General features: G+C 35.3%; 20 protein-coding genes, 1 tRNA gene and 2 rRNA genes. 17 read left to right on the forward strand and 6 right to left on the reverse strand.

What is annotated here, in order from left to right; translation table 11 throughout:
- The first annotated feature begins 78 nt into the window (after positions 1 to 78).
- Positions 79 to 939, forward strand: a complete 861-nt coding sequence (locus CLAN_RS01535; RefSeq protein ID WP_100590420.1) for a nucleoside-diphosphate sugar epimerase/dehydratase — start codon at positions 79 to 81, stop codon at positions 937 to 939.
- Here CLAN_RS01535 and CLAN_RS01540 read toward each other — a convergent pair.
- Genes CLAN_RS01540 through CLAN_RS01555 form a run of 4 tightly spaced genes read right to left on the reverse strand, consistent with a single transcriptional unit; the run spans position 929 to position 3,580 of the window.
- Complete coding sequence (locus tag CLAN_RS01540) at positions 929 to 1,558, reverse strand: class I SAM-dependent methyltransferase (RefSeq protein ID WP_100590421.1); 630 nt, start codon at positions 1,556 to 1,558, stop codon at positions 929 to 931. The two genes, CLAN_RS01535 and CLAN_RS01540, sit on opposite strands and share 11 nt — an antisense overlap.
- A 4-nt stretch (positions 1,559 to 1,562) precedes the next feature.
- Positions 1,563 to 1,919 carry a diacylglycerol kinase gene (locus CLAN_RS01545; RefSeq protein ID WP_100590422.1) on the reverse strand — a complete coding sequence of 119 codons (357 nt, stop codon included), beginning with the start codon at positions 1,917 to 1,919 and terminating at the stop codon, positions 1,563 to 1,565.
- A gap of 14 nt (positions 1,920 to 1,933) precedes the next feature.
- The gene (locus CLAN_RS01550; RefSeq protein WP_086241415.1) at positions 1,934 to 2,575 is read right to left on the reverse strand and encodes a ThaI family type II restriction endonuclease; all 642 of its coding nucleotides are present in this window, start codon (positions 2,573 to 2,575) and stop codon (positions 1,934 to 1,936) included.
- Positions 2,576 to 3,580, reverse strand: a complete 1,005-nt coding sequence (locus tag CLAN_RS01555) for a DNA cytosine methyltransferase (RefSeq protein WP_232045847.1) — start codon at positions 3,578 to 3,580, stop codon at positions 2,576 to 2,578. It abuts the gene before it with no gap.
- 209 nt (positions 3,581 to 3,789) lie between these two features.
- On the opposite strand from CLAN_RS01555, the gene CLAN_RS01560 reads away from it, so the two are divergent.
- From CLAN_RS01560 to CLAN_RS01600, 9 genes are all read left to right on the forward strand, one after another.
- Positions 3,790 to 5,106 (forward strand): MATE family efflux transporter, encoded by a 1,317-nt coding sequence (locus tag CLAN_RS01560; RefSeq protein ID WP_096023898.1) that lies wholly within the window; start codon positions 3,790 to 3,792, stop codon positions 5,104 to 5,106.
- A gap of 203 nt (positions 5,107 to 5,309) precedes the next feature.
- Positions 5,310 to 5,780 carry a cytochrome c nitrite reductase small subunit gene (nrfH, locus tag CLAN_RS01565; RefSeq protein WP_086225007.1) on the forward strand — a complete coding sequence of 157 codons (471 nt, stop codon included), beginning with the start codon at positions 5,310 to 5,312 and terminating at the stop codon, positions 5,778 to 5,780.
- A 58-nt stretch (positions 5,781 to 5,838) separates the two neighbouring features.
- Entirely contained in the window at positions 5,839 to 7,695 is a 1,857-nt protein-coding gene (locus tag CLAN_RS01570) for an ammonia-forming cytochrome c nitrite reductase subunit c552 (protein ID WP_100590424.1), read from the forward strand.
- A gap of 567 nt (positions 7,696 to 8,262) precedes the next feature.
- A complete protein-coding gene (locus CLAN_RS01575) occupies positions 8,263 to 8,928 on the forward strand; it encodes a restriction endonuclease subunit S (RefSeq protein WP_100590425.1) in 666 nt (221 codons plus the stop codon).
- Between the two features lie 4 nt (positions 8,929 to 8,932).
- Positions 8,933 to 9,562: a restriction endonuclease subunit S gene (locus CLAN_RS01580; RefSeq protein WP_100590426.1), complete on the forward strand. Its 630-nt coding sequence runs from the start codon at positions 8,933 to 8,935 to the stop codon at positions 9,560 to 9,562.
- Positions 9,563 to 9,649: 87 nt separating this feature from the next.
- Positions 9,650 to 12,046, forward strand: a complete 2,397-nt coding sequence (locus CLAN_RS01585; RefSeq protein WP_100590427.1) for a nucleotidyltransferase family protein — start codon at positions 9,650 to 9,652, stop codon at positions 12,044 to 12,046.
- A 3-nt stretch (positions 12,047 to 12,049) separates the two neighbouring features.
- Positions 12,050 to 13,858, forward strand: a complete 1,809-nt coding sequence (gene glmS, locus CLAN_RS01590; protein ID WP_100590428.1) for a glutamine--fructose-6-phosphate transaminase (isomerizing) — start codon at positions 12,050 to 12,052, stop codon at positions 13,856 to 13,858.
- 18 nt (positions 13,859 to 13,876) lie between these two features.
- Entirely contained in the window at positions 13,877 to 14,449 is a 573-nt protein-coding gene (locus CLAN_RS01595) for a tetratricopeptide repeat protein (protein ID WP_100590429.1), read from the forward strand.
- 118 nt (positions 14,450 to 14,567) lie between these two features.
- Positions 14,568 to 15,464 (forward strand): tetratricopeptide repeat protein, encoded by an 897-nt coding sequence (locus tag CLAN_RS01600; protein ID WP_167368918.1) that lies wholly within the window; start codon positions 14,568 to 14,570, stop codon positions 15,462 to 15,464.
- Between the two features lie 39 nt (positions 15,465 to 15,503).
- On the opposite strand, the gene murI is transcribed toward CLAN_RS01600, so the two are convergent.
- Together murI and CLAN_RS01610 are read right to left on the reverse strand one after the other, a co-directional pair.
- The gene (gene murI / locus CLAN_RS01605) at positions 15,504 to 16,259 is read right to left on the reverse strand and encodes a glutamate racemase (protein ID WP_100590431.1); all 756 of its coding nucleotides are present in this window, start codon (positions 16,257 to 16,259) and stop codon (positions 15,504 to 15,506) included.
- Positions 16,259 to 18,061 carry a menaquinone biosynthesis decarboxylase gene (locus CLAN_RS01610; RefSeq protein WP_100590432.1) on the reverse strand — a complete coding sequence of 601 codons (1,803 nt, stop codon included), beginning with the start codon at positions 18,059 to 18,061 and terminating at the stop codon, positions 16,259 to 16,261. The genes murI and CLAN_RS01610 overlap by 1 nt, the downstream gene beginning before the upstream one ends.
- Before the next feature lie 427 nt (positions 18,062 to 18,488).
- Between CLAN_RS01610 and CLAN_RS01615 the strand changes: the two genes are divergently transcribed.
- The 7 genes from CLAN_RS01615 to CLAN_RS01645 all read left to right on the forward strand — a co-directional run bounded on the left by CLAN_RS01615 (position 18,489) and on the right by CLAN_RS01645 (position 25,545).
- Positions 18,489 to 20,000 (forward strand): 16S ribosomal RNA (locus CLAN_RS01615).
- Between the two features lie 97 nt (positions 20,001 to 20,097).
- Positions 20,098 to 20,174: transfer RNA gene (locus CLAN_RS01620), tRNA-Ile, on the forward strand.
- 86 nt (positions 20,175 to 20,260) lie between these two features.
- Complete coding sequence (locus CLAN_RS01625; protein ID WP_096019622.1) at positions 20,261 to 20,530, forward strand: hypothetical protein; 270 nt, start codon at positions 20,261 to 20,263, stop codon at positions 20,528 to 20,530.
- 45 nt (positions 20,531 to 20,575) lie between these two features.
- Positions 20,576 to 21,088 carry a 2OG-Fe dioxygenase family protein gene (locus tag CLAN_RS01630; RefSeq protein ID WP_332057408.1) on the forward strand — a complete coding sequence of 171 codons (513 nt, stop codon included), beginning with the start codon at positions 20,576 to 20,578 and terminating at the stop codon, positions 21,086 to 21,088.
- 140 nt (positions 21,089 to 21,228) lie between these two features.
- Positions 21,229 to 21,420 (forward strand): ACT domain-containing protein, encoded by a 192-nt coding sequence (locus tag CLAN_RS08475; protein ID WP_096030236.1) that lies wholly within the window; start codon positions 21,229 to 21,231, stop codon positions 21,418 to 21,420.
- Positions 21,421 to 21,422: 2 nt separating this feature from the next.
- Positions 21,423 to 22,055 carry a LysE/ArgO family amino acid transporter gene (locus CLAN_RS01640; protein WP_100590434.1) on the forward strand — a complete coding sequence of 211 codons (633 nt, stop codon included), beginning with the start codon at positions 21,423 to 21,425 and terminating at the stop codon, positions 22,053 to 22,055.
- Between the two features lie 459 nt (positions 22,056 to 22,514).
- Positions 22,515 to 25,545 (forward strand): 23S ribosomal RNA (locus CLAN_RS01645).
- Positions 25,546 to 25,691 lie beyond the last annotated feature (146 nt).

A 25,691-nucleotide genomic window follows, 5' to 3' on the forward strand; every position in this document is an offset into this window, starting at 1 on the left:
TATAAAAAATTGGGCTAAATTGTATTAAATTTAACCTTTATATATGTTAAAATATCACAAAATAATAAAGGATTTTATATGAAAAATATAGTTATTTTCGGCACTGGTGCAGCTGGTAGAGCGATATATAGGGCTATTGCTACAAATAATAATATTGTTGCTTTTATAGACAATAACAAACAAAATCAAGGCAGTAAATATATGGATATTCCTATTTATAGCGTTGATGAGATTTTGGGATTGGAATTTGATTTTGTATATATTGGTGGGATTTGGGCTGATGAGATGGAGGCTCAGTTACTAAATTTAGGCTTAAAAAGTGATAAAATTATGGTTTTAGATGAGAAGGATATCTCATTTTCTACGCCTATTAGGGAGCGTTTGACTGATGAGATTATGCGGGTTTTGGATAGGTATTTTAATGAGATTGAGATGGATTATTTCATCTGTAATTCTGGGCTTATATCTATCTTGCGTGGTAGGGCTTTGAGCGTGGTGAGTGATGTGGATTTATATGTGATGAGATATGGTGATTTAGAGTTTTTGGCTAAGAATTTGCCAAATTTATTAGGTGGCGAGTATCAAGTAAATTTGCGTTATATCCAAGATGATATAAGGCTTAAATCTGGTGATATCAAGCGGATTACTATCACAAATAGCGATGGGGTTGTTATAGATATTGGGTTTTTTGATGATTATGGTAAATTCAAGATTTGTGACTATGATGATGGGAGGTTTTTTTATTTTCCAAGGGCAATATTTGATGGTGGGTTTGATCGCATAAATTATAAGGATTTTAGCCTAAGTGTTTTAAAAAATTATCATCAATATCTATGCTTTATGTATGGCGAAAATTATATTGAAATTCCAAAGAGATTTAGCTCAAATGACTATTTGAATTTAAAAACCAAAGCCGAGCTAGATAGCCTTAATATCTAGCCACCACCCTTATACAAACGCAATTTTCATCTTTGATGGGGGCAAACTCACCGCTCTCATCTATATAAATTATATTAAAACCGCTATTTGATAGAGCTATCTTTAGCTCATTTGGATCTATAAATCTGCGATAATGATTATCAAATATAAAGGCATTTTTGCCGACCTTTTGGCCAAGGCCGAATTTGCCATCATTTATGCTTCTAGCCTCTATAACAAAAAGGCCATTTGGCTTAAGTAGGGCTTTGATATTTTCTATTAAGCCATTTTGACCGGCATCATCTATGGCATGGAGAGTAAATCTACTATAACAGATATCAAATTTATCTCTAATATCCAAAGATATAGTAAAATCCGCATTTATCCATCTGATATCGCTATTTTGCTTTTTTAGAGCGTTTATAGCGATATGTGAGCTATCTATAGCAGTAACGCTTAAATTATTTTTGGCAAAATATAGACTATCTCTACCATTACCGCAGCCAAATTCGATTAAATTCGCAATATTTTGATCTTTTATATAGGTTTCATAAATGAAATTAGCAAAAAGCGTAGGTTTAGCAATCTCTTTGTGTTCGCTCTTATAAAATTCATCCCAATATAAGCTATTTTTAAGCATAGTTTCACCAAATTAGATTATATAAGATGATAATCCAAGTCAGCACCGCTGAACAAATAGAGATAAATACAGCCGCACTACCACAATCTTTGGATATTTTAGCTAATGGATGAAAATCAGGACTAACAAGATCCACACACGCCTCAATAGCGCTATTTAAGGACTCCATCGCAAGGATAAAAAGTAGGCTAACCCCAAGTGCTATCTGCTCCAAAGCACCAAGCGGTAAAAACCAAATAACGATAAATAAAGGCACAATGATAAATATCTCAATGCGAAATGACTTCTCACCACGCCACATTGCCTTTATGCCACTTAATGCGTATAGTGTGTTGTTATAAAAATGGTATTTTGGCTTCATTTAACTCCTTTAATTTAGTAATCTTCTATCCAAGCATCTAGCCATTTTGTATAGATCTCTCTATAATCAATATTTTTTCTAACAAAATTTATATCAATACATTTTGTGTGACTTGATTGTTCTAGCATAGCAAGGGCTTCAGTTGTGATCTCTACACCTCTTGAGTTTGTATTGGGTTTTGGCAATTTTATATATCTATCTTTACCAATTAAATTTAATATTTCTAGTTGAGATTTTTTAGAAAATAATAATAATTTGCCTTGAGAATTCCAGCAAATCTTAGCTATCATCATAGCGCAAGATGGTTGATATCGTTCTTTAAATTCAGTTGCCTTTTGATGATCTACAGTCCAGATTAGTTTAATTGGCATCCAAGATTTATTTTGTGTTGTCATTGTTTTTATAGATAGTGGTTCATTATTTACTATTACATCAATTTCAGGTGCAGTTATTGGAATATTTGGATCTACGATATCTATGCCAAATTTATACATTAAAAGTGCTATAAGAATTCTCTCTCTAACAGAGCCTATTTCCATGCCAAGTTTGCCATTTCTTGAGCTTTCTAATTCTGCTAATTGAAATAGATGAGGTAATTTATTTTTAACCCTTTTTATAATTAGCTTATCATCAAATAGTTTATCATAAATACTCATTTAAGTGCCTTGTTGATTTAAAATATCTTTTAGCATTTGTGCCAAGTGCCATGCAAATACTGGAGCAACGGCGTTACCAACTTGTCTATATGCGTCTGTAGTGGATTTGATAAACTCAAAATCATCTGGAAATGTTTGGATTCGTGCAGCTTCTCTTGCCGATAATCGCCTTGGCAAACTATAGTGAAATTCGATATTACCGTGATGTTCGGCTCTCATTGTTGGAGCTGGTTTATTGGCTTTTGTGATGGTGTTGCCTTGTTTGCCTTGATATAATTTAGCCTTCGAGTAACCGCTATTTGGTAATGAGTTATGCAAGCTTTCATCTTCTAAATCGCCAATCGCTTCTTTGATTGTAACCCAAGGCTTTAAATTTGCACCCACATCTGCTGAATGTGTAGGCATAGGCCAGTTTAATTTAGCCTTTATATCATTTCTTATTCCAATGATTATAACACGCTCTCTAGTTTGTGGTACGCCATAATCTGCAGCATTAAATAGTTTATATTTTACTTCATATCCAAGTTTTGTAAAATCGTCGGTAATGGTTTTAATAGCTAAGCCATTTTCCCATGATATTAATCCTTTGACATTCTCAGCTAAAAATAGCTTTGGCTTTAGTCGTTTGATAGTTTTGGCCATACTTTGGTATAGTTTTCCTCTTTGAACATGTAAGCCTTTTCTTTTACCAGCTAGGCTAAAATCTTGACAAGGAAACCCGCCTATTACTATATCAGCGTATTTTGGTAGTTTAAAATCATTATCAAACAAAGAATTATTTTGATGATTGTTATCTAAAATATTTACAATATCACCACATATCACATGTGTGTTTGGAAAATTTAATTTTAGTGTTTTGGTGGCTTTTTCATTGATATCATTAGCCCAGATAATTTTAAATGGATTTTTATTATAATCTTTACCAAGATAACAAAATCCTCCACTAATTCCCAAATCCAAACCACCGCATCCACTAAATAAAGAGACAACTGTATAATCTTGCACTGTTTTTCCTAAATATAAATTGCATATTATATCCCACATAGCCAAAAACTATGTTTTATGAAGATTTGTCATAATTTTGAGCTAGAATTATATCTAAAATAAATTTAATATTACAACTAAATAATCATAAATTTAAGTTATAAATAAAATATATTTTATATTAAATTTGATAAAATAATCTATCCAAAATCCCATAATTAGGCGGTCAAATGTCCTCTAAGCAACTATCTTTAAAAGCCCTTAGCGTGCCTATATTTTTTGAATTATTTTTGCGGTATTTGTCGCTTATTATCAACACCTTAATGGTCGCAGCGCACTCAAATTTCTTAGTTGGTGCTATGGGTGCGGGTAATCAAATTTTAGATATTTTTATCACGATTTTTACCTTTTTAAGTATTGGTTGTTCAGTAGTTATAACTCAAGCTATTGGCGCTAGGGATAAAATTTTAGCCCGCAAAGCCATCCATCAAAGTCTATTTTTAAACTCTATTTTAGGCTTAATTTGTGCTGCTGGGATAGTGTGGCATGGTGAGTTGATTTTGGAGCTAATGAATGTCCCAAAAGAGCTAATGGCTCAAAGCTCAATCTATCTATATATGCTTGGAATTTGCCTATTTTTTGATGCGGTTGGGATAGTTTTAGCATCGATAATTAGGGTTTATAATAGAGCTTATAGCGTTATGTTTGTTACTATTTTGATGGATGGAGTTACACTTATTGGCAATTATTATGTGTTGAATTTCACCCAAAGTGAGCTTTTTGGTGTTGGATTATCCACTATAATTGGCCGTGTGGTGGCTATAATTATTTTGATATTTATACTCATTTATATATTGAAATTTATACCTAAATTTAGCGAATTTATCAAGCTTGAAAGAGCCGTTATAAGCAAAATTATCAAAATTGGCGGCTGGGCAGCTGGGGAGAATCTACTTTGGATAGTCCAATACACAATCGCATTTGGTTTTGTCGCTAGTCTAGGCAAAGAGAATTTAAGCGTCCAAACTATTTATTTTCAAATTTCGCTATTTATAATGTTGATAGGTCAAGCAATCAGCGTGGCAAATGAGATTATAATTGGCAAATTAGTCGGCGCCAAAAAGCTACAAATAGCTTATAAACACACTTGGCGAGCCTTGTATGTTAGCGTTTTGGCGTCATTTTTGGTAGCATTTACTAGCTTTTTAGCCCAAGATGAGACAATGAACGCACTAAATTTAAATCCAAGCTTAAAAGAGCTGATGATACCGCTATTTACGCTATCAATCTTCCTTGAAGTAGTAAGGACATTTAATATCATAATGGTAAATTCACTTCGTGCTAGTGGCGATGCGAAATTTTGCTTTTTTAGTGGAGTGGTGTTTATGTTTGGGGTTTCGTTGCCTGTGGGATATATTTTATGCTTTAATTTTGGGCTTGGCATTTTGGGAGTTTGGATTGGATTTTGTGCTGATGAGGCGCTTCGTGGATTTGTAAATTCTTGGCGTTGGAAGAGCAAAAAGTGGCAAACCAAAGCCGTTGTATAAAATAAGATAAAAAATATATTAATTAAAATTAAACTAAATTTAGACGAAAAAATGTAAATATTAAGCCTTTAAACCATCGTAAAATCGACTTTAAGTTTATTTTTATTGACAAACAAATTAAATTTCATTACAATTTCATTTACATTTTTATCTTTTTGGGGAAGGAGGATAAAGTGCAAAGTAGTAGTAAAAACTCTACATTTATGTGGTTTTTAGTTGTTGTAGCTATCATTATCATAGCTGCTGGATATACTTTTTACAATGCTAAAGGTATGTCGTATTTTAGCGATGATAGTGCCGCCTGTAATAACTGCCATGTCATGAATGATGTATATGCTAGTTGGCGTAAAAGCGCCCACTCAAGAGAGATAAACGGCAAGCCAATAGCAAGCTGTAATGACTGCCATTTGCCTAATGAATTTGTAGATAAATGGATAGCCAAAGCCCAAAGTGGCGTATCTCACGCTTATGCATTTACCTTTAAGCTAGATGATTTACCGCAAAATTTCACTGCAACTAAAATGAGTAAAAATATGGTTCAAGCAAACTGCGTTCGCTGCCACTCTCAAATGGTATCAGTAGTGGTAAATCCAACAACAAAGATAAATCATGCCAACGAGCAGCTAAGCTGTGTTAAATGCCACGCTAGTGTAGGTCACACTCGTGGATTTTAGGCTGATTTATGAACTTTGGCAACAAAGTAAATTTAATTTCACAGAAAGGATATAGAGTATGAAAAAGGCTCTTTTGGCGATATTAGCCATTATTGTTTTGATCGGCTTTGTTTTATTTAACAAAGACATCTCAAGCAAAAAAGCTCAGCCTGATATGGCTGGTGCAGTCTCTAAAGATGTGGTGACTATGAGTGATGATGATCCACGCTTTAATGTCTGGGGCAAAAATTTCCCTGAACATATGGATATGTATCAAACAGTCGAAACTGAAGCACCGTTTGAGACTGAATTTGGCGGTAATCACTCTTATTCCAAATTGATTAGATATCCGCAACTTACAATTTTATGGGCGGGATATCCATTTTCAATAGATGCAAATGAAGAGCGTGGCCACTTCTGGATTCAAGTAGATCAAATGGATACAGCAAGAAACAATAAAGATTTCTTAAATTCACATGGTTTTCCTGCTTTTAACGGTCAGCCAGCTGCCTGTATGAATTGCCATAGCGGTTGGACAAAATGGCTAGAAAATAACGCTGCTTTAGGCGATACTCCTCGTGAAAAATGGATCTCATTTAATAGTGCTAAATACTGGACAATGATCAAAAATGTCCCAGCATTAGAAGGCATCACAGAAAATAGCCCAGAACACAGCGGCCCTCACGGCGGTAAAAGAATGGGTGTTGCCTGCGCTGACTGCCATGTACCAAATACAATGGAACTTCGTGTAACTCGCACCGCTTTAATCAATGCTTTGACAAAATGGAGAGGCTATGAGCCAGATCCTGTAACAGGTGTGAAAGCTACTAGAAGTGAGATGAGAAGCTTAGTTTGTGCGCAATGTCATGTTGAATACTATTTCCGCCCAACAGGTGAAAAAGTTAAAACTATCGGTGAATCAATCGCTAGTGATACAGATAAAAAATGGTGGAACGGCACTCAAAAAACTTATGATGAATTCGATAGCTGGAGAGATGGCAACAAAGCTACTGAAATTGAAGTTGCTGGTATCGAGCTAGTATTCCCATGGAAACAATGGGGCAAAAATAAACCATTTAGAATTGAGATGTTTGATGAGTATTATGACGAGAATGTAACTCGCTCTATATTCCCACAAGATTGGGCTCACAAAATTACAAAAGCACCAATGCTAAAAATCCAACACCCAGAAACAGAGCTATACTCAAGCTCAGTCCATGCGGCAAATGGTGTGAGTTGTGCTGATTGTCACATGCCTTATGTAAGAAAAGGCTCAAGCAAAGTGACAAATCACAATGTTACTTCTCCGCTTAAAGATATTAACGCTGCTTGTAAAAGCTGCCACACTCAAAGCGAAGAGTATTTAAAAGCGCAAATTAAAGATATCCAAAGATCAATCGCATTTGATTTAAGATCAGTAGAGTATGCTACAGTAAGCCTAATAAATGATATTAAAAATATGCGTGATAGACTAGGCGCCCTTCCTGAGTTCCAAACAGATGGCAAAGCAGATGACAAAAAAATCTCTGCAGTATTAAAAGAAGTTTTAGAGCTACATAGAAAAGGTCAAATGAGAGGCGACTTCGTAGGTGCTGAAAACTCAACTGGTTTCCATAGTCCAAGAGAAGCTAGCAGAATGTTGCTTCAAGCACTAGAAATGGCTAGAATGGGTCAAACTAAACTAAGCGAAATAGCTCTAAAATATGGATTTAGTGATTTCAAAACTAGTGATTTAGGTTTTGAAGATATCCAAAAGTTAAATCCAGGTGAAATTCGCTACAAAGTAGATCTAAACGACGCTCGCCAAAGCACAGCTAAAGGTCATAAAGCTGGTGATAGATATTATGAACATGATAATATCAATGATGGCCCAAATGCGAAGCTTTTAGAGCTAGACAAAAATAACAAACCTTATAATCATAAGGTACTTGACTAATCTAAATATCAATGCTATTTAGATTAGTAGGGCAGGGCTTAGGCTCTGCTCTATCTAAATTTATCTTAATTTTATTTTTATTCTTTTTAAAATTCATTTATTTGCTTTTATCTATAATTTTATTTTTTATATTAATTAATAAAATTTAAATTTATTAAAGTCAAATTTTGTTAAAATTTGATTAAATCAATAATATAAGCATCAAATAGCCTTTTAGAGATATCAGCATTTGTAAATAAAATAATAATACAATTTAGCTTATAGTAGTTTATATAATCAAGAGGCGTTTTAAAATTATTGGATAAAACAATAAAAAGGTAAGGCTTAAAATCATAAATTTTTATAGATTATAAGCTAATTTAGTGATGATATCAGAGCCAAAGAGAGTGAAATTTAAAAAAGAGATTAAAAGGGCGTGAGATTTGGTAGGCAAGATAAAAGAGTTTAGGGTACCATCTCTTGCGAGTATTTGCCTAAGTCATGGCGATTTGATCCCTAAACTGAGTGAATTATATAATAAGTTTTCTTATAAAATGCTATATAAAAAACTAATAAGGTTGCCTTTTGATGAGTAAGCAAAATATTGAATTCAAAGATAGTGGGATCCCTTGGATAGGCGAAATTCCGAAACATTGGGAGATTTCAAAAATAAAGTATGTCGCAAATTTATTTACTGGTAATAGTATAAGTGACAGCCAAAAAGACAATTTTACAAATAGTGAGAATTCTTTGCCTTATATAGCAACGAAAGATATTGAACTTGATACAAATTTGGTGAATTATAAAAATGGTATGTATATACCAAAATTAAATTCTAGTTTTAAAATTGCGCCTAAAAATTCAATTTTGCTTTGTATTGAAGGTGGTAGCGCAGGTAGAAAAATATCTTTTATCAATAAAGATGTTTGTTTTGTAAATAAACTTTGCTGTTTTGTTGCTAAACCTGATTTTTCAAAAAAATTCTTGTATTATTATTGTCAAAATCCATCTTTCATTTCTGAATTTAAATTAAACTTAATTGGCTTAATTGGTGGAGTTTCTATAAATAGTATTAAAAATTTTAAAATTCCTTTACCCCCACTCAATGAGCAAAAAGAAATAGCTGAATTTCTAGATAAAAAGTGCGAGATAATTGACAAAAGATTAAGCAATTTAGAGAGAAAAATTAAGAGTTTAAAGGAGTATAAAAAAAACTCTTATAAGCGAGTGCGTAACCAAAGGGCTAAATCCTAAAAATATGGAATTCAAAGATAGTGGGATCCCTTGGTGTCCGCAAATTCCTAGCGACTGGCAAGTTATAAATCCTAAAATTCTATTTAAACAAAGAAATCAAAAAGCAAAAAGTGGTGAAATTCAATACACAGCCAGTCAGGAATTCGGTATTATTTCACAAGAAGAATATACACGAAAAACAGGCTACAATATGGTAAAAGTGCTAAAAGGCTTTGATATTTTAAAACATGTTGAAGTAGGCGATTTTGTTATAAGCATGAGAAGCTTTCAAGGTGGATTAGAATATAGCAATGTTAGTGGTTCTATAAGTTCTGCTTATGTTATGCTTATACCAAATTCTAAATTTGTTAATAATCGCTATTTTAGGTGGCTTTTTAAATCGTCAAAATATATAGATGCACTTCAATCTACTACAAATTTGATTAGAGATGGTCAAGCCATGCGTTATTCAAATTTTGCTTTAATTAAGTTAATTGTTCCATCACTCAATGAGCAAAAAGAAATAGCAGAATTTTTGGATAAAAAATGCGAAAAAATAGATAGATTAAATGAGAATTATACTAAGCAGATTACCGCACTAAAAGAGTATAAAAAATCCCTAATCTACGAGTGCGTAACGGGTAAAAATATTTGATTGTGGCGCTAAAAATATTAGCTAAATTCAAATTTATCTAATCTAGCTAAAAGTTGATTTAAGATAGAATTTATCAAAGGGAAGTTGATGAATAAAACAAATTTAAAACTTAAAGATGAGATTATAAAGTGTAAAAATAGCCTTAAAAGCAATTTTATGCGACTTGGTGGGCGTAATTATGGGATTTATCAATCCAAAGAGATAGATAAATTTCTAAAAACAGCCTTTAATATACTCAAATTTGATTCATTTGGGGAGTTTGACCCAAGTGATGAGAGTGTGCCTTTGTGTGTGGTGGCAATCGGTAGCTACGCACTTGGTGAGATGAGTGTCAAGAGCAATATCGACCTAGCCATAATATACAAAAACGAGCTAGGATACAACTCAAATGCCATAGCGCAAAGATATGCTAATATCTTAAAAGAAGTTGGCCTAGATATCGAGGCTAAAATTTGTGAAAAAGATGAGCTATTATCTTTGGCTAATGATATTGAGCTTATGGTGCTATTTAGCCATATTCGCTTGGTTTGTGGATCAAAAATCTTATATAAAAATATCAAAAATCAAATTTCAAAACTCAATGAAAAGAAAAAAGATGAGCTAATTAGCTATCATTTAAGAAAGCTTGAGCCGATGAGTTGTCCGCAATATTTAGATTGTAGTCCAAATTTGCTTAATGGTAGCGGCGGATTTATGGATTATAAAAGGATATTTTGGCTTTTTAGCCTTTTTGGTGGGACATTAAAGACAAATATATTAAAGTATATTGATGAAGATGAGTTAAGTGAGTTGAATTTGGCTTTTGATTATATCAGCTCGCTTCGCTCTGCCCTTCAAATTAGCGGCGGTGGCGAGATATTGGGGCGTGAATATCTAGATTTGGTAACCGAAGTTATGCAAACAAAAGCCAAAAAGGGTCTAAGCCCACAAGAGATACTCTTAAGTAAATGTCTATGGGCTATGCATACTATATATATCTATTCAAGATATCTAGCTAGGCGTGCTTTTGGGGTGAAAATATCATTAGGCACAGCTAGAATATGCCGTTTGCCAAGCGGTCTATACAATATCGCAAATACCATCTACGCACCAAGCCGCAAAAAGCCAATCGATCTCAAATCAGCGCTTAAAGAGTTAAGCTTTTTGCCAGATGTAGAGCTGAAATTTGATATAAGTGTGCTTATGTATATAAAGCGTTTAGATGATAGCAACCATCCAAAAATATATGATGGATTAAAAAAGATATTAAATCGTAGATATAGTAAGGATATCTTAAAGCTACTCTTAGATAGCTCAAAGCTATTTAAGATTATAAAGCCGATGGAGTTTAGCACTCATTTGGCTAGTTTAGAAGGTGAGTATAGCCTAGATGAGAGTTGTGTGGCGATCGTAGGAGAGATAGAAAATATCCAAGATAGATTTGTTCTTAGTCTATATAATGATCTTTGTGCTAATGGCAAAATGCTATTAAAGCTAGTAGCACTTATACATCAAGCCTCGCCAAATTATGTAAGTAGCGCTAATATATTTAGATCGTATTGTGCGAAATTAGATCTATTACAAAAGACCATAAATATGGGGATAAATCTGATAAAAAATCAAAATCAATTAATAGATATCTTATCAGAGCCAATTAGTGAGCCAATAATGCTAAATTTAGTAAGCTCTATCAAAGAAAAACAAGCTCTAAAACTACTATATATCCTAACTTACGCTAGGTTAAAAGCTAGGAATTTAAATCATTTTAGCGATATTGACAATGCCAAATTGCGTCAAATTTATGATAGTGCTTTGAGTGCTTTTGATAGCGATGAGAGCTTGATGGATAGCGTTAATAAACGGACAAAAAAGATAGAATTACTCAAAAAACAGAGAGAATTTATCGCTTTAGATAAGGATATAAAAGAGCAAATTCTAAGCATAGAGTCAAATTTGCTCTTTAGCAAGTATAGCCAGCAGCAGATAATAGATATTGCCCTTAGGGCTAGTGAGTGCTCAAATATCGATTTAGAACTAACTAGCCATAGCCTACAAATCATAGCCAAGAGCAATTGGAATATGGCGATGGCTCTTAGGGAGCTTCGTGGGTTTGATCTTGCGTATATGGAGATTTGTGAGCTTTTTGATGGTAAGAGCTATATAAGACTAGATTATAATTCCAGTATCGATAAGAGCAAAAGCGAGATTATCCAGGCACTATGCTCTAAAGAGAAACCGCAATATGACAAGCCAGTGATTTTGCCTAATGAAGTTAGCTTTGATATGAACTATTCTCAAAATTATGCGAAATTAAATATCAACGCCAAAGACCAGCGTGGATTTATGATCTATATCCTAAGTATGCTTAGCAAATTCCAAATTAAGCTAGCAAATGCTAGAATACAAACCATTAAAAATCGTACCAGAAATATGTTTCTTTTATCTATAAATAATGATTTAAAGAGCGTAGTGGATGAGTTTTTAAAAGAGATTATAACGGAGTAAAATATGTGTGGAATCGTCGGCTATATCGGTAAAAAAGAGAAAAAAAATATTATATTAAATGGATTAAAAGAGCTTGAATATCGTGGATATGATAGTGCGGGGATGGCGATTATCATAGGTAATGAGATGAGCTATTATAAGGCTGTTGGTAAGCTTGAGAATTTAGCTAGTAAAATGAAAGAGTGCCAATACCAGGGTAATGGCGTAGCTATAGGCCATACTAGATGGGCGACACATGGCAAACCTACTGAGATAAACGCTCATCCGCATTTAGGTGAGTATAGCTTTGTTATTCATAATGGAATTATAGAAAATTACAAAGAGTTAAAAGATGAGCTAGAAGCTAGTGGGGTGAAGTTTTTAAGTCAGACTGATACAGAGGTTATAGTCCATCTTTTTGAAGAGTATAATAAAAGTGCTAAAACCCCATTTGAAGCTTATAAAAAGACAATTGGCAGATTAAAGGGTGCTTATGCTACCTTGCTTGTTACCAAGGCTGCTCCAGATGAGATATTTTTTGCTAAAAATGCGGCTCCTTTGATTATCGCTAGAGATGGGGATGAAATTTATCTATCTAGCTCGGATTCCCCATTAATCGGCCTAGCTAAGGAGGCTATATATCTAGAAGATGGCAGTTATGGAGTGGCGAAATTAGGAAATTTAACTATATTTGATGAGAATAATCAAGAGATAAAGCCAAATTTCACCGAACTACCAAAAGACAAAGGCTACGCCCTAAAAGATGGTTATAGATTTTTTATGGAAAAAGAGATATATGAGCAGTCTCAAGTGATCGCTGAGTGCTTGATGGGTAGATTGAGCGATGATGATTTGAATTTGGATATCGATATAAGCTTATTTAATGATATTGATGAGGTGGTCTTGTGTGCTTGTGGGACTAGCTACCATGCGGCCTTAGCTGCTAGCTATCTATTAGAAAGATTAGCCAAAATCAGAGCTAGCGTAGTTGTGGCTAGCGAATTTAGATATAAAGAGCCATTTTTAAATCCAAATTCGCTATTTATAGTAATTAGCCAAAGCGGTGAAACAGCAGACACGCTAGAAGCCTTAAAAATCGCTAAAAACGCAAATTTAAAAACCCTAGCTATCTGTAATGTGGATAATTCTAGTATTGTCAGAATGGCCAAAGAGGTGTTGCTAACTCGTGCTGGGATAGAAAAGGGTGTAGCAAGTACCAAAGCCTTTGCTACTCAAATGATATGCTTATGGATGTTAGCCCTAAAATTAGCTAAAATTCGCCACACGATCGATGATAAAACCTTAGAAAATGAGATTAAAACATTGAGAAATATCCCATCTGTTGTGAATTTCGATAAGAGCTTACAAGAGAAAATCTATCGCAAAGCCAAGCACTATGTCCATGGGCATGGATTTTTCTTTATCGGTAGGGATATATTTTACCCGCTTGCTCTTGAAGGGGCATTGAAATTAAAAGAGATTAGCTACCTACACGCCGAGGGTTATCCGGCTGGTGAGATGAAGCACGGGCCAATCGCTTTGGCCGATGAGGGGCTATATACAATAGCGCTCTTACCACAAACTATCTTATATGATAAAACTAAATCAAATGTTGAAGAATTGGCCGCTAGAGATGCCTTCATCACTACCATTTCGCCTTTGGAATTTGAGCTTAGCGATGACTTTATTAAGATTAATTCTCACTCACATCCGATGAGTGAATTCTTTGAAATTATGGTTGTTTTACAACTTTTTGCGCTTGAAATTTCTATTAGATTAGGCAATGATGTAGATATGCCAAGAAACCTTGCTAAGAGCGTAACGGTAGAATAGGAATTTAATAAAAATATTATGAAAAGGCTTATTTGGATTATTTCGCTACTTTTTAGCGTGGTTGTGGCTAAGGATTTGAATTTAAAAGAATTAGAAATCTCTTGCGATAATGGCGATATGGATGCTTGCTTTTATCTTGGATATTTCTATAAATATGGCAAATTTGTAGAGCAAAGCTACCACAAAGCCGCCGAGTTATATCAAAAAGCTTGCGATAATGATTACGCATTTGCCTGTTCTGCTCTTGGAGATCTGTATGTAAGTGGCAAAGGCGTAGAGCTAAACTACCGCAAAGCCGCAAAATTATACGAAAAAGCCTGTGATAACGGCGATTTATGGGGTTGTGGTAGCCTTATAAACTTATATTGTGAAGGCGAGGGCTTAAAACAAAATTACCAAAATGCTATCAAATCATCCCAAAAGGCTTGTGATAATGCCAACTCACTAGGTTGCCTTAACCTTGGAATCGCATATGAAAAAGCCAAAGGCGTAAGACAAGATTACGCTATAGCTAAGGAGTATTTTGGCAAGGCGTGTGATTTAGGCAATCAACTTGGTTGTGATGGATATAAAAGATTAAATAATAGATAGCTTATAATGATCTAAGTATATATCTTAGGGCTTATCTACTTAGTATGGTTGTGGGTATGGATTTGAATTTTAAGTTTAAATTTATTTGAATTTTAAATTTATAATATAAGGAGATATGATGACAAAGATTATTTGGATTGTTGCGCTACTTTTTAGCGTGATTGTGGCTAAGGACATGGATCCTAAAAAGCTAGAAAGCTCTTGTGATAATGGTGATATGGGTGCTTGCTTTTCTCTCGGAAAGCTATATTATACTGGCGAAGGCGTCAAACAAAATTACCAAAAAGCAGCCGAGCTATCTAAAAAAGCTTGTGATGGCGGAAATCCAAGTGGTTGTGCCTCTCTTGGAGTTTTATATTATGAGGGCAAAGGTGTCAAACAAAATTACCAAAAAGCTTCTGAACTATATCAAAAAGCTTGTGATGGTGGAAATCTACTTGGTTGTGGCTTTCTTGGCACCTTATACGCAGAGGGCAAAGGTGTCAAACAAAACTACCAAAAAGCTTCTGAACTATACCAAAAATCTTGTGATGGTGGAAATCTACTTGGTTGTGGCTTTCTTGGAGCTTTATATTATGAGGGCAAAGGTGTAAGACAAAACTACCAAAAAGCAGCCGAGCTATCTAAAAAAGCTTGTGATGGCAGAAATCCATATGGTTGTGGCATTCTTGGAACTTTATATTATAAGGGCGAAGGTGTAAAACAGAACTACCAAAAAGCTTCTGAACTATATCAAAAAGCTTGTGATGGTGGAGAACCATATAGTTGTAGCCTTCTTGGAAGGCTATATTATGATGGTAAAGGCGTAAAACAAAACTATCAAAAAGCAGCCGAACTATATCAAAAAGCTTGTGATGCTGGAGATCCATATGGTTGTGTCCTTCTTGGCATCTTATACGAAGTAGGCGAAGGAGTAAGACAAGATTATGCCATAGCTAAGGAGTATTATGGCAAGGCGTGCGATTTAGGCGATCAATTTGGTTGTAATCAATATAAAAGATTAAATAATAGATAGCTTATAGCAATCTAAGTATATATCCCACGGCTTATCTGATTAGATCTTTCTCATCTCATCAAGCCTTGAGAGAAATGGGGTGATGAGATTTATATCTTTTTGTTTTTTAGATGAGTAGTAGATCAAATTTTTATCTAAATTTTTGCCATTTTCTAGCTCATCTAATTTTCTTTTGATCTGCTTTATAGTCCCATTTATCCCATCTACAATCTTACAATTTGGCATTAAAGTAGCAAAACTATCTTTAAAATAGTTAAAATGCGTACATCCTAGCACCAAAAGTGATATATTTGTAGCATTGATTTGAGCTATTTGCTCAGCTATATATCGCTTCACCGATGGTGAGACAAACTCCATATTTTGAGCGAATTCTACTAGCTTTGGCATGGGTAAAAGATAGGTTTTATCGCTTAAATTTGATCTTTTTAAAAGCTCATTTAGCTTAGCACCCTTTATCGTAGCTGGCGTAGCGATAACTAGTATATTGCCATCTTCGCTTTGACCTAGCTTCACTGCTGGTTCCATCCCGATAATCGGTATGCTAAATTTCTGCCTAAGGTCGCTTATAGCAGCACTCGTGGCGGTATTACACGCAATTACGATTATATCAGCCATAGGGCGTAAAAACTCGACCGCATCAGTGCTAAGAGCTCTTATCTCATCAATGCTCTTTACCCCATAAGGTGCATTATCATTATCAGCAAAATAGATAAAATCACACCCTTTAAGCTCCTTTTTAGCCTCATTTAAAAGACTTAGCCCCCCAAATCCAGAGTCAAATATCGCTACAACCATCAGCCAAATATCTCAAATTTTTCAAATAATTTTGTATCATCATCTATCAAACCTCTTTTAATAAGGTTATTTACTATATTTTTATTACAATTTGTCTCTTTAGGCCACTCTTTTGTATAGTTATCATCTATATTTTTTCTAGTAGCGTCGATTATAATCTGCTCATTATCTATAAATATATCACGCCCAGCATCGATGCTATTTGTGATACGCCAAGTCATCATATATGGATTATCCAATCTCGCATCGCTATCAGTAAAAATCAATATTTTAAAATGCTCCCTAAGCGCCAAAATAGAGCTAAAAAGCGGTTTTAAATTTGATTTTTTATCTATTTTTACCATACATATTGGGTTTTTGGTTTGGGTGAAGTATTGATAAACTTCTAAGATATTAGGGTCTATCTTTTGGAATTTACTGAGTAATTCAGCGTCGCTTAAGATATTTGGCGCTTGCGTGGCATTATCGATAGAAGCATCGATTCCTAATTTCCCACCATAGCACGAATTCGGACTCGCATGATCTAATTGATCGCAAATTCCGCTTGTGATTAGACAGCTTTTAGGGCTGAATCGATCTAAGACAAATTTAGCCAAATTTTTATAATCCCCCAAATTCGGCGCATCACTAGGCACGAAAATAGCGTGTTTGACAAAGCTCATCTGTCCAACTCCCCAAAATGCATGCATCAACTGCTGAGCGTGAGCGGGGTAAAGGTTATTAAATTTAGCTAATATTAAGTTATGAAATACTCCATTTTCAGGCATTTTATAATCAATCAGATCTGGCGCAGTAGTTTGCAAAAGTGGCAAAAATATACGCTCAGTTGCATATCCCATATATTTATCTTCTAAAGGCGGCTTGCCCACGACAGTTGCAGCAAATATTGGATTTTTCTTATGCGTAATTTTGCTTACTTTCATTACTGGAAACGGCTCTATTGGGGTATAATAGCCAGTATGATCGCCAAATTTACCCTCATCTCTTAGCTCATTTGGATCTACAAATCCCTCGATAATAAAATCAGCATCAAAAGGCACATAAATATCATTAGTAAGTGATTTTACCAATTTTGCTGGTTTTTTACGGATAAATCCATATAGCATTAATTCAAAAATATTTTTTGGCAATGGAGCCTGCCCACACCAAATATATAACGGATCGCCACCGATCGCCACGCTGACTGGCATTTTCATCCCTGCTTTTTTATATTCATGAAAAAAATGCGCCCCATCTTTGTGAATTTGCCAGTGCATTCCAAGCTCATTTTGGCTATGGACTTGAAGGCGATACATACCCAAATTTTGAGTAGTTCCATTTAACGCCTTAGTATAGACTTGACCCATCGTGATAAAGGCGCCGCCATCATCATCCCAAGTTTTCAAAACCGGAAGTTTATATAAATTTGGCTCTTTAAATTCGCACTCTTGACATATACCCTTGCCTTTTAATCTTTTTGGAAAAATGGATTTTGAACTCAAAAGATAGCCAAAAAAATCTATTTTTTCTTTCAGAGAATTTGGCTTTTTAGGCTTTAAAAGAGCTGAAATTTCATCAGAAATATCACTAATATCACGCCCAAAAATTATCTCAAGTGCCTTAAAACTACCAAAAATATTTGTTATCACAGGTGGAAATTTATCACCATTTTTATTAGTTGGATTAGTAAATATTAAAGCCTTAGAATCATCTTTTTTAACCTCTATATAACTTATATGAGCGATCTCAAGCTCTATATCGCAAGGCTTATCTATAATTTTTAAGAGATTATTTTCTTTGAGTAAATTTATATATTTTTCCATATTTTTCTCCATTTTCGAACCAAAATTTTATCATAATATATAAAATATTTATACAAAAATGAGAAAAATTATTAAATTAAGTTATAAAATTTTGAATTTAAATCAACTTTCCCACCCAAATCCTACTCAATTTAAGCATACATTAAGTATAACTCTTATATAATTCCAGCTCACGAATTAAGAAACCATCTTACCACACTTCAAAGGTTGGATAAATCATATCTTAATCGTCTGTTTTGTTTTTTAATTTTATAATGTTAAACTATCTTTTATAGTCAATCTTTGAAATCTAAACAAGTGATCGATTGAGCCAAGCAATTTTAATTATTTAAATTATTAATTGCTAATTTAATAGTTACAAACAATTAAGTTTTTAGATTAAAACTTCATAATAAAGATCTTGCTTTACTATTTTGTAAAGTATTTTTTTATGGAGAGTTTGATCCTGGCTCAGAGTGAACGCTGGCGGCGTGCCTAATACATGCAAGTCGAACGGACAAGTAAGAGCTTGCTCTTATGAGTTAGTGGCGCACGGGTGAGTAATGTATAGTTAATCTGCCCTATGCTGGAGGACAACAGTTAGAAATGACTGCTAATACTCCATACTCCTTCTTAACACAAGTTAAGTTGGGAAAGTTTTTTCGGCATAGGATGAGACTATATTGTATCAGCTAGTTGGTGAGGTAATGGCTCACCAAGGCTATGACGCATAACTGGTCTGAGAGGATGATCAGTCACACTGGAACTGAGACACGGTCCAGACTCCTACGGGAGGCAGCAGTAGGGAATATTGCTCAATGGGGGAAACCCTGAAGCAGCAACGCCGCGTGGAGGATGACACTTTTCGGAGCGTAAACTCCTTTTCTTAGGGAAGAAATTTGACGGTACCTAAGGAATAAGCACCGGCTAACTCCGTGCCAGCAGCCGCGGTAATACGGAGGGTGCAAGCGTTACTCGGAATCACTGGGCGTAAAGGACGCGTAGGCGGATTATCAAGTCTTTTGTGAAATCTAATGGCTCAACCATTAAACTGCTTGAGAAACTGATAATCTAGAGTGAGGGAGAGGCAGATGGAATTGGTGGTGTAGGGGTAAAATCCGTAGAGATCACCAGGAATACCCATTGCGAAGGCGATCTGCTAGAACTCAACTGACGCTAATGCGTGAAAGCGTGGGGAGCAAACAGGATTAGATACCCTGGTAGTCCACGCCCTAAACGATGTATACTAGTTGTTGCTGTGCTAGTCATGGCAGTAATGCACCTAACGGATTAAGTATACCGCCTGGGGAGTACGGTCGCAAGATTAAAACTCAAAGGAATAGACGGGGACCCGCACAAGCGGTGGAGCATGTGGTTTAATTCGATGATACGCGAAGAACCTTACCTGGGCTTGATATCCTAAGAACCTCTTAGAGATAAGAGGGTGCTAGCTTGCTAGAACTTAGTGACAGGTGCTGCACGGCTGTCGTCAGCTCGTGTCGTGAGATGTTCGGTTAAGTCCGGCAACGAGCGCAACCCACGTATTTAGTTGCTAACAGTTTGGCTGAGCACTCTAAATATACTGCCTTCGTAAGGAGGAGGAAGGTGTGGACGACGTCAAGTCATCATGGCCCTTATGCCCAGGGCGACACACGTGCTACAATGGCATATACAATGAGACGCAATATCGTGAGATGGAGCAAATCTATAAAATATGTCCCAGTTCGGATTGTTCTCTGCAACTCGAGAGCATGAAGCCGGAATCGCTAGTAATCGTAGATCAGCCATGCTACGGTGAATACGTTCCCGGGTCTTGTACTCACCGCCCGTCACACCATGGGAGTTGATTTCACTCGAAGTCGGAATGCTAAACTAGCTACCGCCCACAGTGGAATCAGCGACTGGGGTGAAGTCGTAACAAGGTAACCGTAGGAGAACCTGCGGTTGGATCACCTCCTTTCTAGAGTACAAAGTGATAATCTCACAATTATCACTTCAATATATCTCAATCACACTTGTTTAGGTTTGAGAGATTGATTTTTAAAAGTAGTTATTAAGGGCCTATAGCTCAGCTGGTTAGAGTGCACCCCTGATAAGGGTGAGGTCACAAGTTCAAGTCTTGTTAGGCCCACCATTTATATTTCTTCTACTAATGAATATTTTATTCTCTTTCTTAATTTATTTTATATCTTATCTAATTCCTATTTTTAGGAGCAAGAAATGAATAAAATAGTTTTTCCTATTACTATTGTTGATTACATTGACATTGGTTTAGATTTAGAAAAAATTCAAAATAAACTACAATCATATTATGATGAATATGAAGATGATTTATATTTGTTTCATAAAAACAAAATCGATTATATCTCTAAATTTATGAAAATTAATAATGATGAAATTTATAAAAATATTAATTTTGATTTTTCATCTATAAATTTAGATAATAGTGCTTTAAAAACAATTTCATTATTTAAATCAAATAGAAAATGACTTATTTCGAAATATATTATAGATATTAAAAACGAAAATTATAAAATTGAAAGAATATTCGCAAATAATTTTCTCCAATCTCTTGCATCTGTATCAGATGAAAAGTTTGATTATGGAAAAAATGAAAGAAAATTTAAAGAATTACCTGATAATTTATTTGATGATGATTTAAGAACTATGCTTAAATTTATCTCTTTTAAAATAGGTAGATATACAAAAAAATATAAATTTGCAATTACAGCTCATCATACACTTATATTCTGTGAAAATGGTAGAAAATCTACAAATTCATCAGAAGGAATACGCCAAGATGGAATGGATTTTATAATGTCTGCTTTTGTTATCGATAGACAAAATATCAATGGCGCAAAAAGTATAATTTATGCAAATGATAAAAAAACAAAAATATTTGAAACTATATTAAAAAATGGTCAAGGAATTATCCAGCCGGATTTAAATAGTGAATTATGGCATGAAGTAACAGAAAATTCTCAAATAAATATTAACGAAGTTGGTTATAGGTCTAGCGTAGGTTTTGATATAGAGGTTTTAGAATGAAATTAAAAATTCAAAGTGGGGAATTGTAATAGAAAAAATAGATAAAATGCCACAATAAATTTATCTGATGATTTGTTTTGAGCAGTTAATGAGTTTGATTGTTATACAGTTATAAAAAAATAAATTAAAAAGTTCATGTAATACGCAAATTATTCAAAGCATTTTATATAGATGAAATTTTTGATTTTTCACAAAGCGGAATTCTGTTTGAGATATTAAGACCTCTCAAAGAAGAATGTATAAGCGTATTAGTTGTATCAGCTTACGAAAGAGATTATATTTTTGTTAATAAAAATGATTTTGATAAAGTAAAGAAAATTTTTGGATTATAGTTATGCAAAATTTTATTTTTTTAAAAGGATTCTTTTTATCGCTTTCGCTTATTATGGCAATTGGAGCTCAAAACGCTTTTGTTTTGCGACAAGGTATAGCTAAAAATAATGTATTTTATGTTTGCCTTGTATGTTTTTTATGTGATTTTGTATTGATATTAGCTGGAATTTTCGGCGTTGGTGAAGTTATAGCAAAAAATGTGATAGTAAATGTATTAATCACAGTTCTTGGAATTTTATTTGTTAGTTATTATGCTATAACAGCATTAATTTCAGCATTTTCTACCAAAAATAGTGTAATATTTGAGATAGAACATTCAAATTTTTCTATTAAAAAAACTATTATTTTAACCCTTTGTATTACGCTTTTAAACCAACATGTTTATTTAGATACTGTTTTTGTGGTTGGAGCTTCAGCGCTAACATTTGATATGAAAGAGAAGATAATTTTTGCACTTGGTAGTCTTTCTGCTTCGTTTATTTGGTTTTTTTCATTAGGCTTTGGTGCTAAAAAATTTAGTCACTTCTTATCAAAACCGATAATTAACAAGATTATAGATATATTTATTGCTATTATTATGTTTTTTGTTGTTTTTACTCTAGTAAAATTTCTTTTAAAAATATTAGAAATTTAATAATTATTTAAGCATTACTCTTGTATAATTCCAACTCACTTTTAAAGAATATCTTAAAAAGTGAAGTTACTTAAATTACCATTGTTAAAAGTCACAATCAAGTTTTAATATTTAAAACAATTTTACAGGACTTGTTAGAGCTTTGAATTTAGTTTAATTTCAAATATTCTATATCAAACACTGTTATCCCAATAATATAAAAGATATAGTTTATAAATATTAACTTCACAAGCTATTAAGCTTTAAAACTTACTTAATAGTAGTTAATACTTTCCGTCTTATTAAATTTAAATTCAAATATTATAAATCTAATAGCCATATCTTTAATAAAAGAAAAGAGTAGTAAAAAATCTAGTAAAATCTAGTAAAAATCTTCTTTATATTTTAAGATTAGCTATCTATTTTTATCTTTAACAAGGAAGTGATGCGAATTAGAATATCAATAATCTAATTAAAAAAAGGTAAGCTACTAAGAGCAAATGGTGGATGCCTTGGCTAGTAGAGGCGATGAAAGACGTGCCAGGCTGCGATAAGTCTCGGGGAGCCGTCAAGGGGCTTTGATCCGGGAATTTCTGAATGGGGCAACCCAGTATATAGTGATATATACTACCGCAATGCGGAGCGAACGTTGGGAATTGAAACATCTTAGTACCAACAGGAAAAGAAATCAAACGAGATTACGCTAGTAGCGGCGAGCGAAAGCGTAAGAGGGCAAACCACTAGCTTGCTAGTGGGGTTGTAGGACTGCAATATAGACTTAAACAATCTAATAGAATAAGTTGGAAAGCTTAAGCATAGAGGGTGATACTCCCGTATATGAAAGTGCGTTTATACTTAGCAGTATCCTGAGTAGGGCGGGACACGTGTAATCCTGTCTGAAGCTGGGTAGACCACTATCCAACCCTAAATACTACTACTAGACCGATAGTGCACAAGTACCGTGAGGGAAAGGTGAAAAGAACTGAGGTGATCAGAGTGAAATAGAACCTGAAACCATTTGCTTACAATCATTCAGAGCCCTATGATTTATCAGGGTGATGGACTGCCTTTTGCATAATGAGCCTGCGAGTTGTGGTGTCTGGCGAGGTTAAGGAAACCCGGAGCCGTAGCGAAAGCGAGTCTTAATAGGGCGTATAGTCAGATGCTGCAGACCCGAAACGATGTGATCTATCCATGAGCAGGTTGAAACTGGTGTAAGAGCCAGTGGAGGACCGAACAGACGGCCGTTGAAAAGGCTCCTGATGACTTGTGGATAGGGGTGAAAGGCCAATCAAACATCGTGATAGCTGGTTCTCTCCGAAATATATTTAGGTATAGCGTTGTGTAGTAACTTTGTGAGGTAGAGCACTGAATGGGCTAGGGCATACACCAATGTACCAAACCCTATCAAACTCCGAATGCGCAAAGTGTAATCACAGCAGTCAGGCGGCGAGTGATAAAATCCGTCGTCGAGAGGGGAACAACCCAGACTAACAGCTAAGGTCCCTAAATCTCATTTAAGTGGAAAACGATGTGGAGTTACTGAAACAACCAGGAGGTTGGCTTAGAAGCAGCCATCCTTTAAAGAAAGCGTAATAGCTCACTGGTCTAGTGATTCTGCGCGGAAAATATAACGGGGCTAAAATGAGTACCGAAGCTTTAGACTTGCACTTAATTCTGATTATAAATTTGGCTATGAGCTTTTAAGTTATATTTCTCATAATTTAATTGTACTCATATAAATTAAATTATGAGAAAATAGTTTAGCTAAAATAATTAGAAGTAGTTAGAATTAAGTGCAAGTGGTAGGAGAGCGTTCTATTCAGCGTTGAAGGTATACCGGTAAGGAGTGCTGGAGCGGATAGAAGTGAGCATGCAGGCATGAGTAGCGATAAAAGGGGTGAGAATCCCCTTCGCCGTAAACCCAAGGTTTCCTACGCGATGCTCGTCATCGTAGGGTTAGTCGGGTCCTAAGCAAAGTCCGAAAGGGGTATGCGATGGAAAATTGGTTAATATTCCAATACCAATTATTATGTGCGATGGAAGGACGCTTAAAGTTAATGGAGCTAGCGGATGGAAGTGCTAGTCTAAGGGCGTAGGTTGAGTTATAGGCAAATCCGTAACTCTCTATCCGAGACCTCAAAGGCTCTTGACGCTCTTCGGAGTAGATGGAGAATCCATGATACTATCGAGCCAAGAAAAGTTTCTAAGTTTAGTAATAATTGCCCGTACCGTAAACCGACACAGGTGGGTGGGATGAGTATTCTAAGGCGCGTGGAAGAACTCTCTTTAAGGAACTCTGCAAAATAGCACCGTATCTTCGGTATAAGGTGTGCCTAACTTTGTATTAAGATTTACTCCTAAAGCATTGAAGGTTACAACAAAGAGTCCCTCCCGACTGTTTACCATAAACACAGCACTCTGCTAACTCGTAAGAGGATGTATAGGGTGTGACGCCTGCCCGGTGCTCGAAGGTTAATTGATGGGGTTAGCATTAGCGAAGCTCTTGATCGAAGCCCGAGTAAACGGCGGCCGTAACTATAACGGTCCTAAGGTAGCGAAATTCCTTGTCGGTTAAATACCGACCTGCATGAATGGCGTAACGAGATGGGAGCTGTCTCAAAGAGGGATCCAGTGAAATTGTAGTGGAGGTGAAAATTCCTCCTACCCGCGGCAAGACGGAGAGACCCCGTGGACCTTTACTACAGCTTGACACTGCTATTTGGATAAAGATGCGCAGGATAGGTGGGAGGCTTTGATCCATAGACTCTGGTTTATGGTGAGCCATTGTTGAGATACCACTCTTCTTTATTTGGGTAGCTAACTAGCCTAAGTTATCCTTAGGTAGGACAATGTCTGGTGGGTAGTTTGACTGGGGCGGTCGCCTCCCAAAGTGTAACGGAGGCTTACAAAGGTTGGCTCAGAACGGTTGGAAATCGTTCGTAGAGTATAAAGGCATAAGCCAGCTTAACTGCGAGACGTACATGTCAAGCAGAGACGAAAGTCGGTCTTAGTGATCCGGTGGTTCTGTGTGGAAGGGCCATCGCTCAAAGGATAAAAGGTACCCCGGGGATAACAGGCTGATCTCCCCCAAGAGCTCACATCGACGGGGAGGTTTGGCACCTCGATGTCGGCTCATCGCATCCTGGGGCTGGAGCAGGTCCCAAGGGTATGGCTGTTCGCCATTTAAAGCGGTACGCGAGCTGGGTTCAGAACGTCGTGAGACAGTTCGGTCCCTATCTGCCGTGGGCGTAAGAAGATTGAGGAGAGTTGACCCTAGTACGAGAGGACCGGGTTGAACCAGCCACTGGTGTATCAGTTGTTCTGCCAAGAGCATCGCTGAGTAGCTAAGCTGGGATGTGATAAGAGCTGAAAGCATCTAAGCTCGAAGCCAACTCCAAGATGAATCTTCTTTTAAGAGCTCTAGTAGACTACTAGTTTGATAGGCTGGGTGTGTAATGGATGAGAGTCCTTTAGCTGACCAGTACTAATAGCTCGTTTGCTTATCTTATAAGCATCACTTCCTTGTTAAGGATAAAATATAATCCTTTTAGGTTTTTAGAATATTTTTAGATATTAAACTTAGTGATTTTTAGCTTTAATACTCTAAGCAGTGTTAAATAAGATATCATCTTTTCTGATATGATATTTTATTTA

Source organism: Campylobacter lanienae NCTC 13004 (genome assembly GCF_002139935.1).
Classification (GTDB): Bacteria; Campylobacterota; Campylobacteria; order Campylobacterales; family Campylobacteraceae; genus Campylobacter; species Campylobacter lanienae.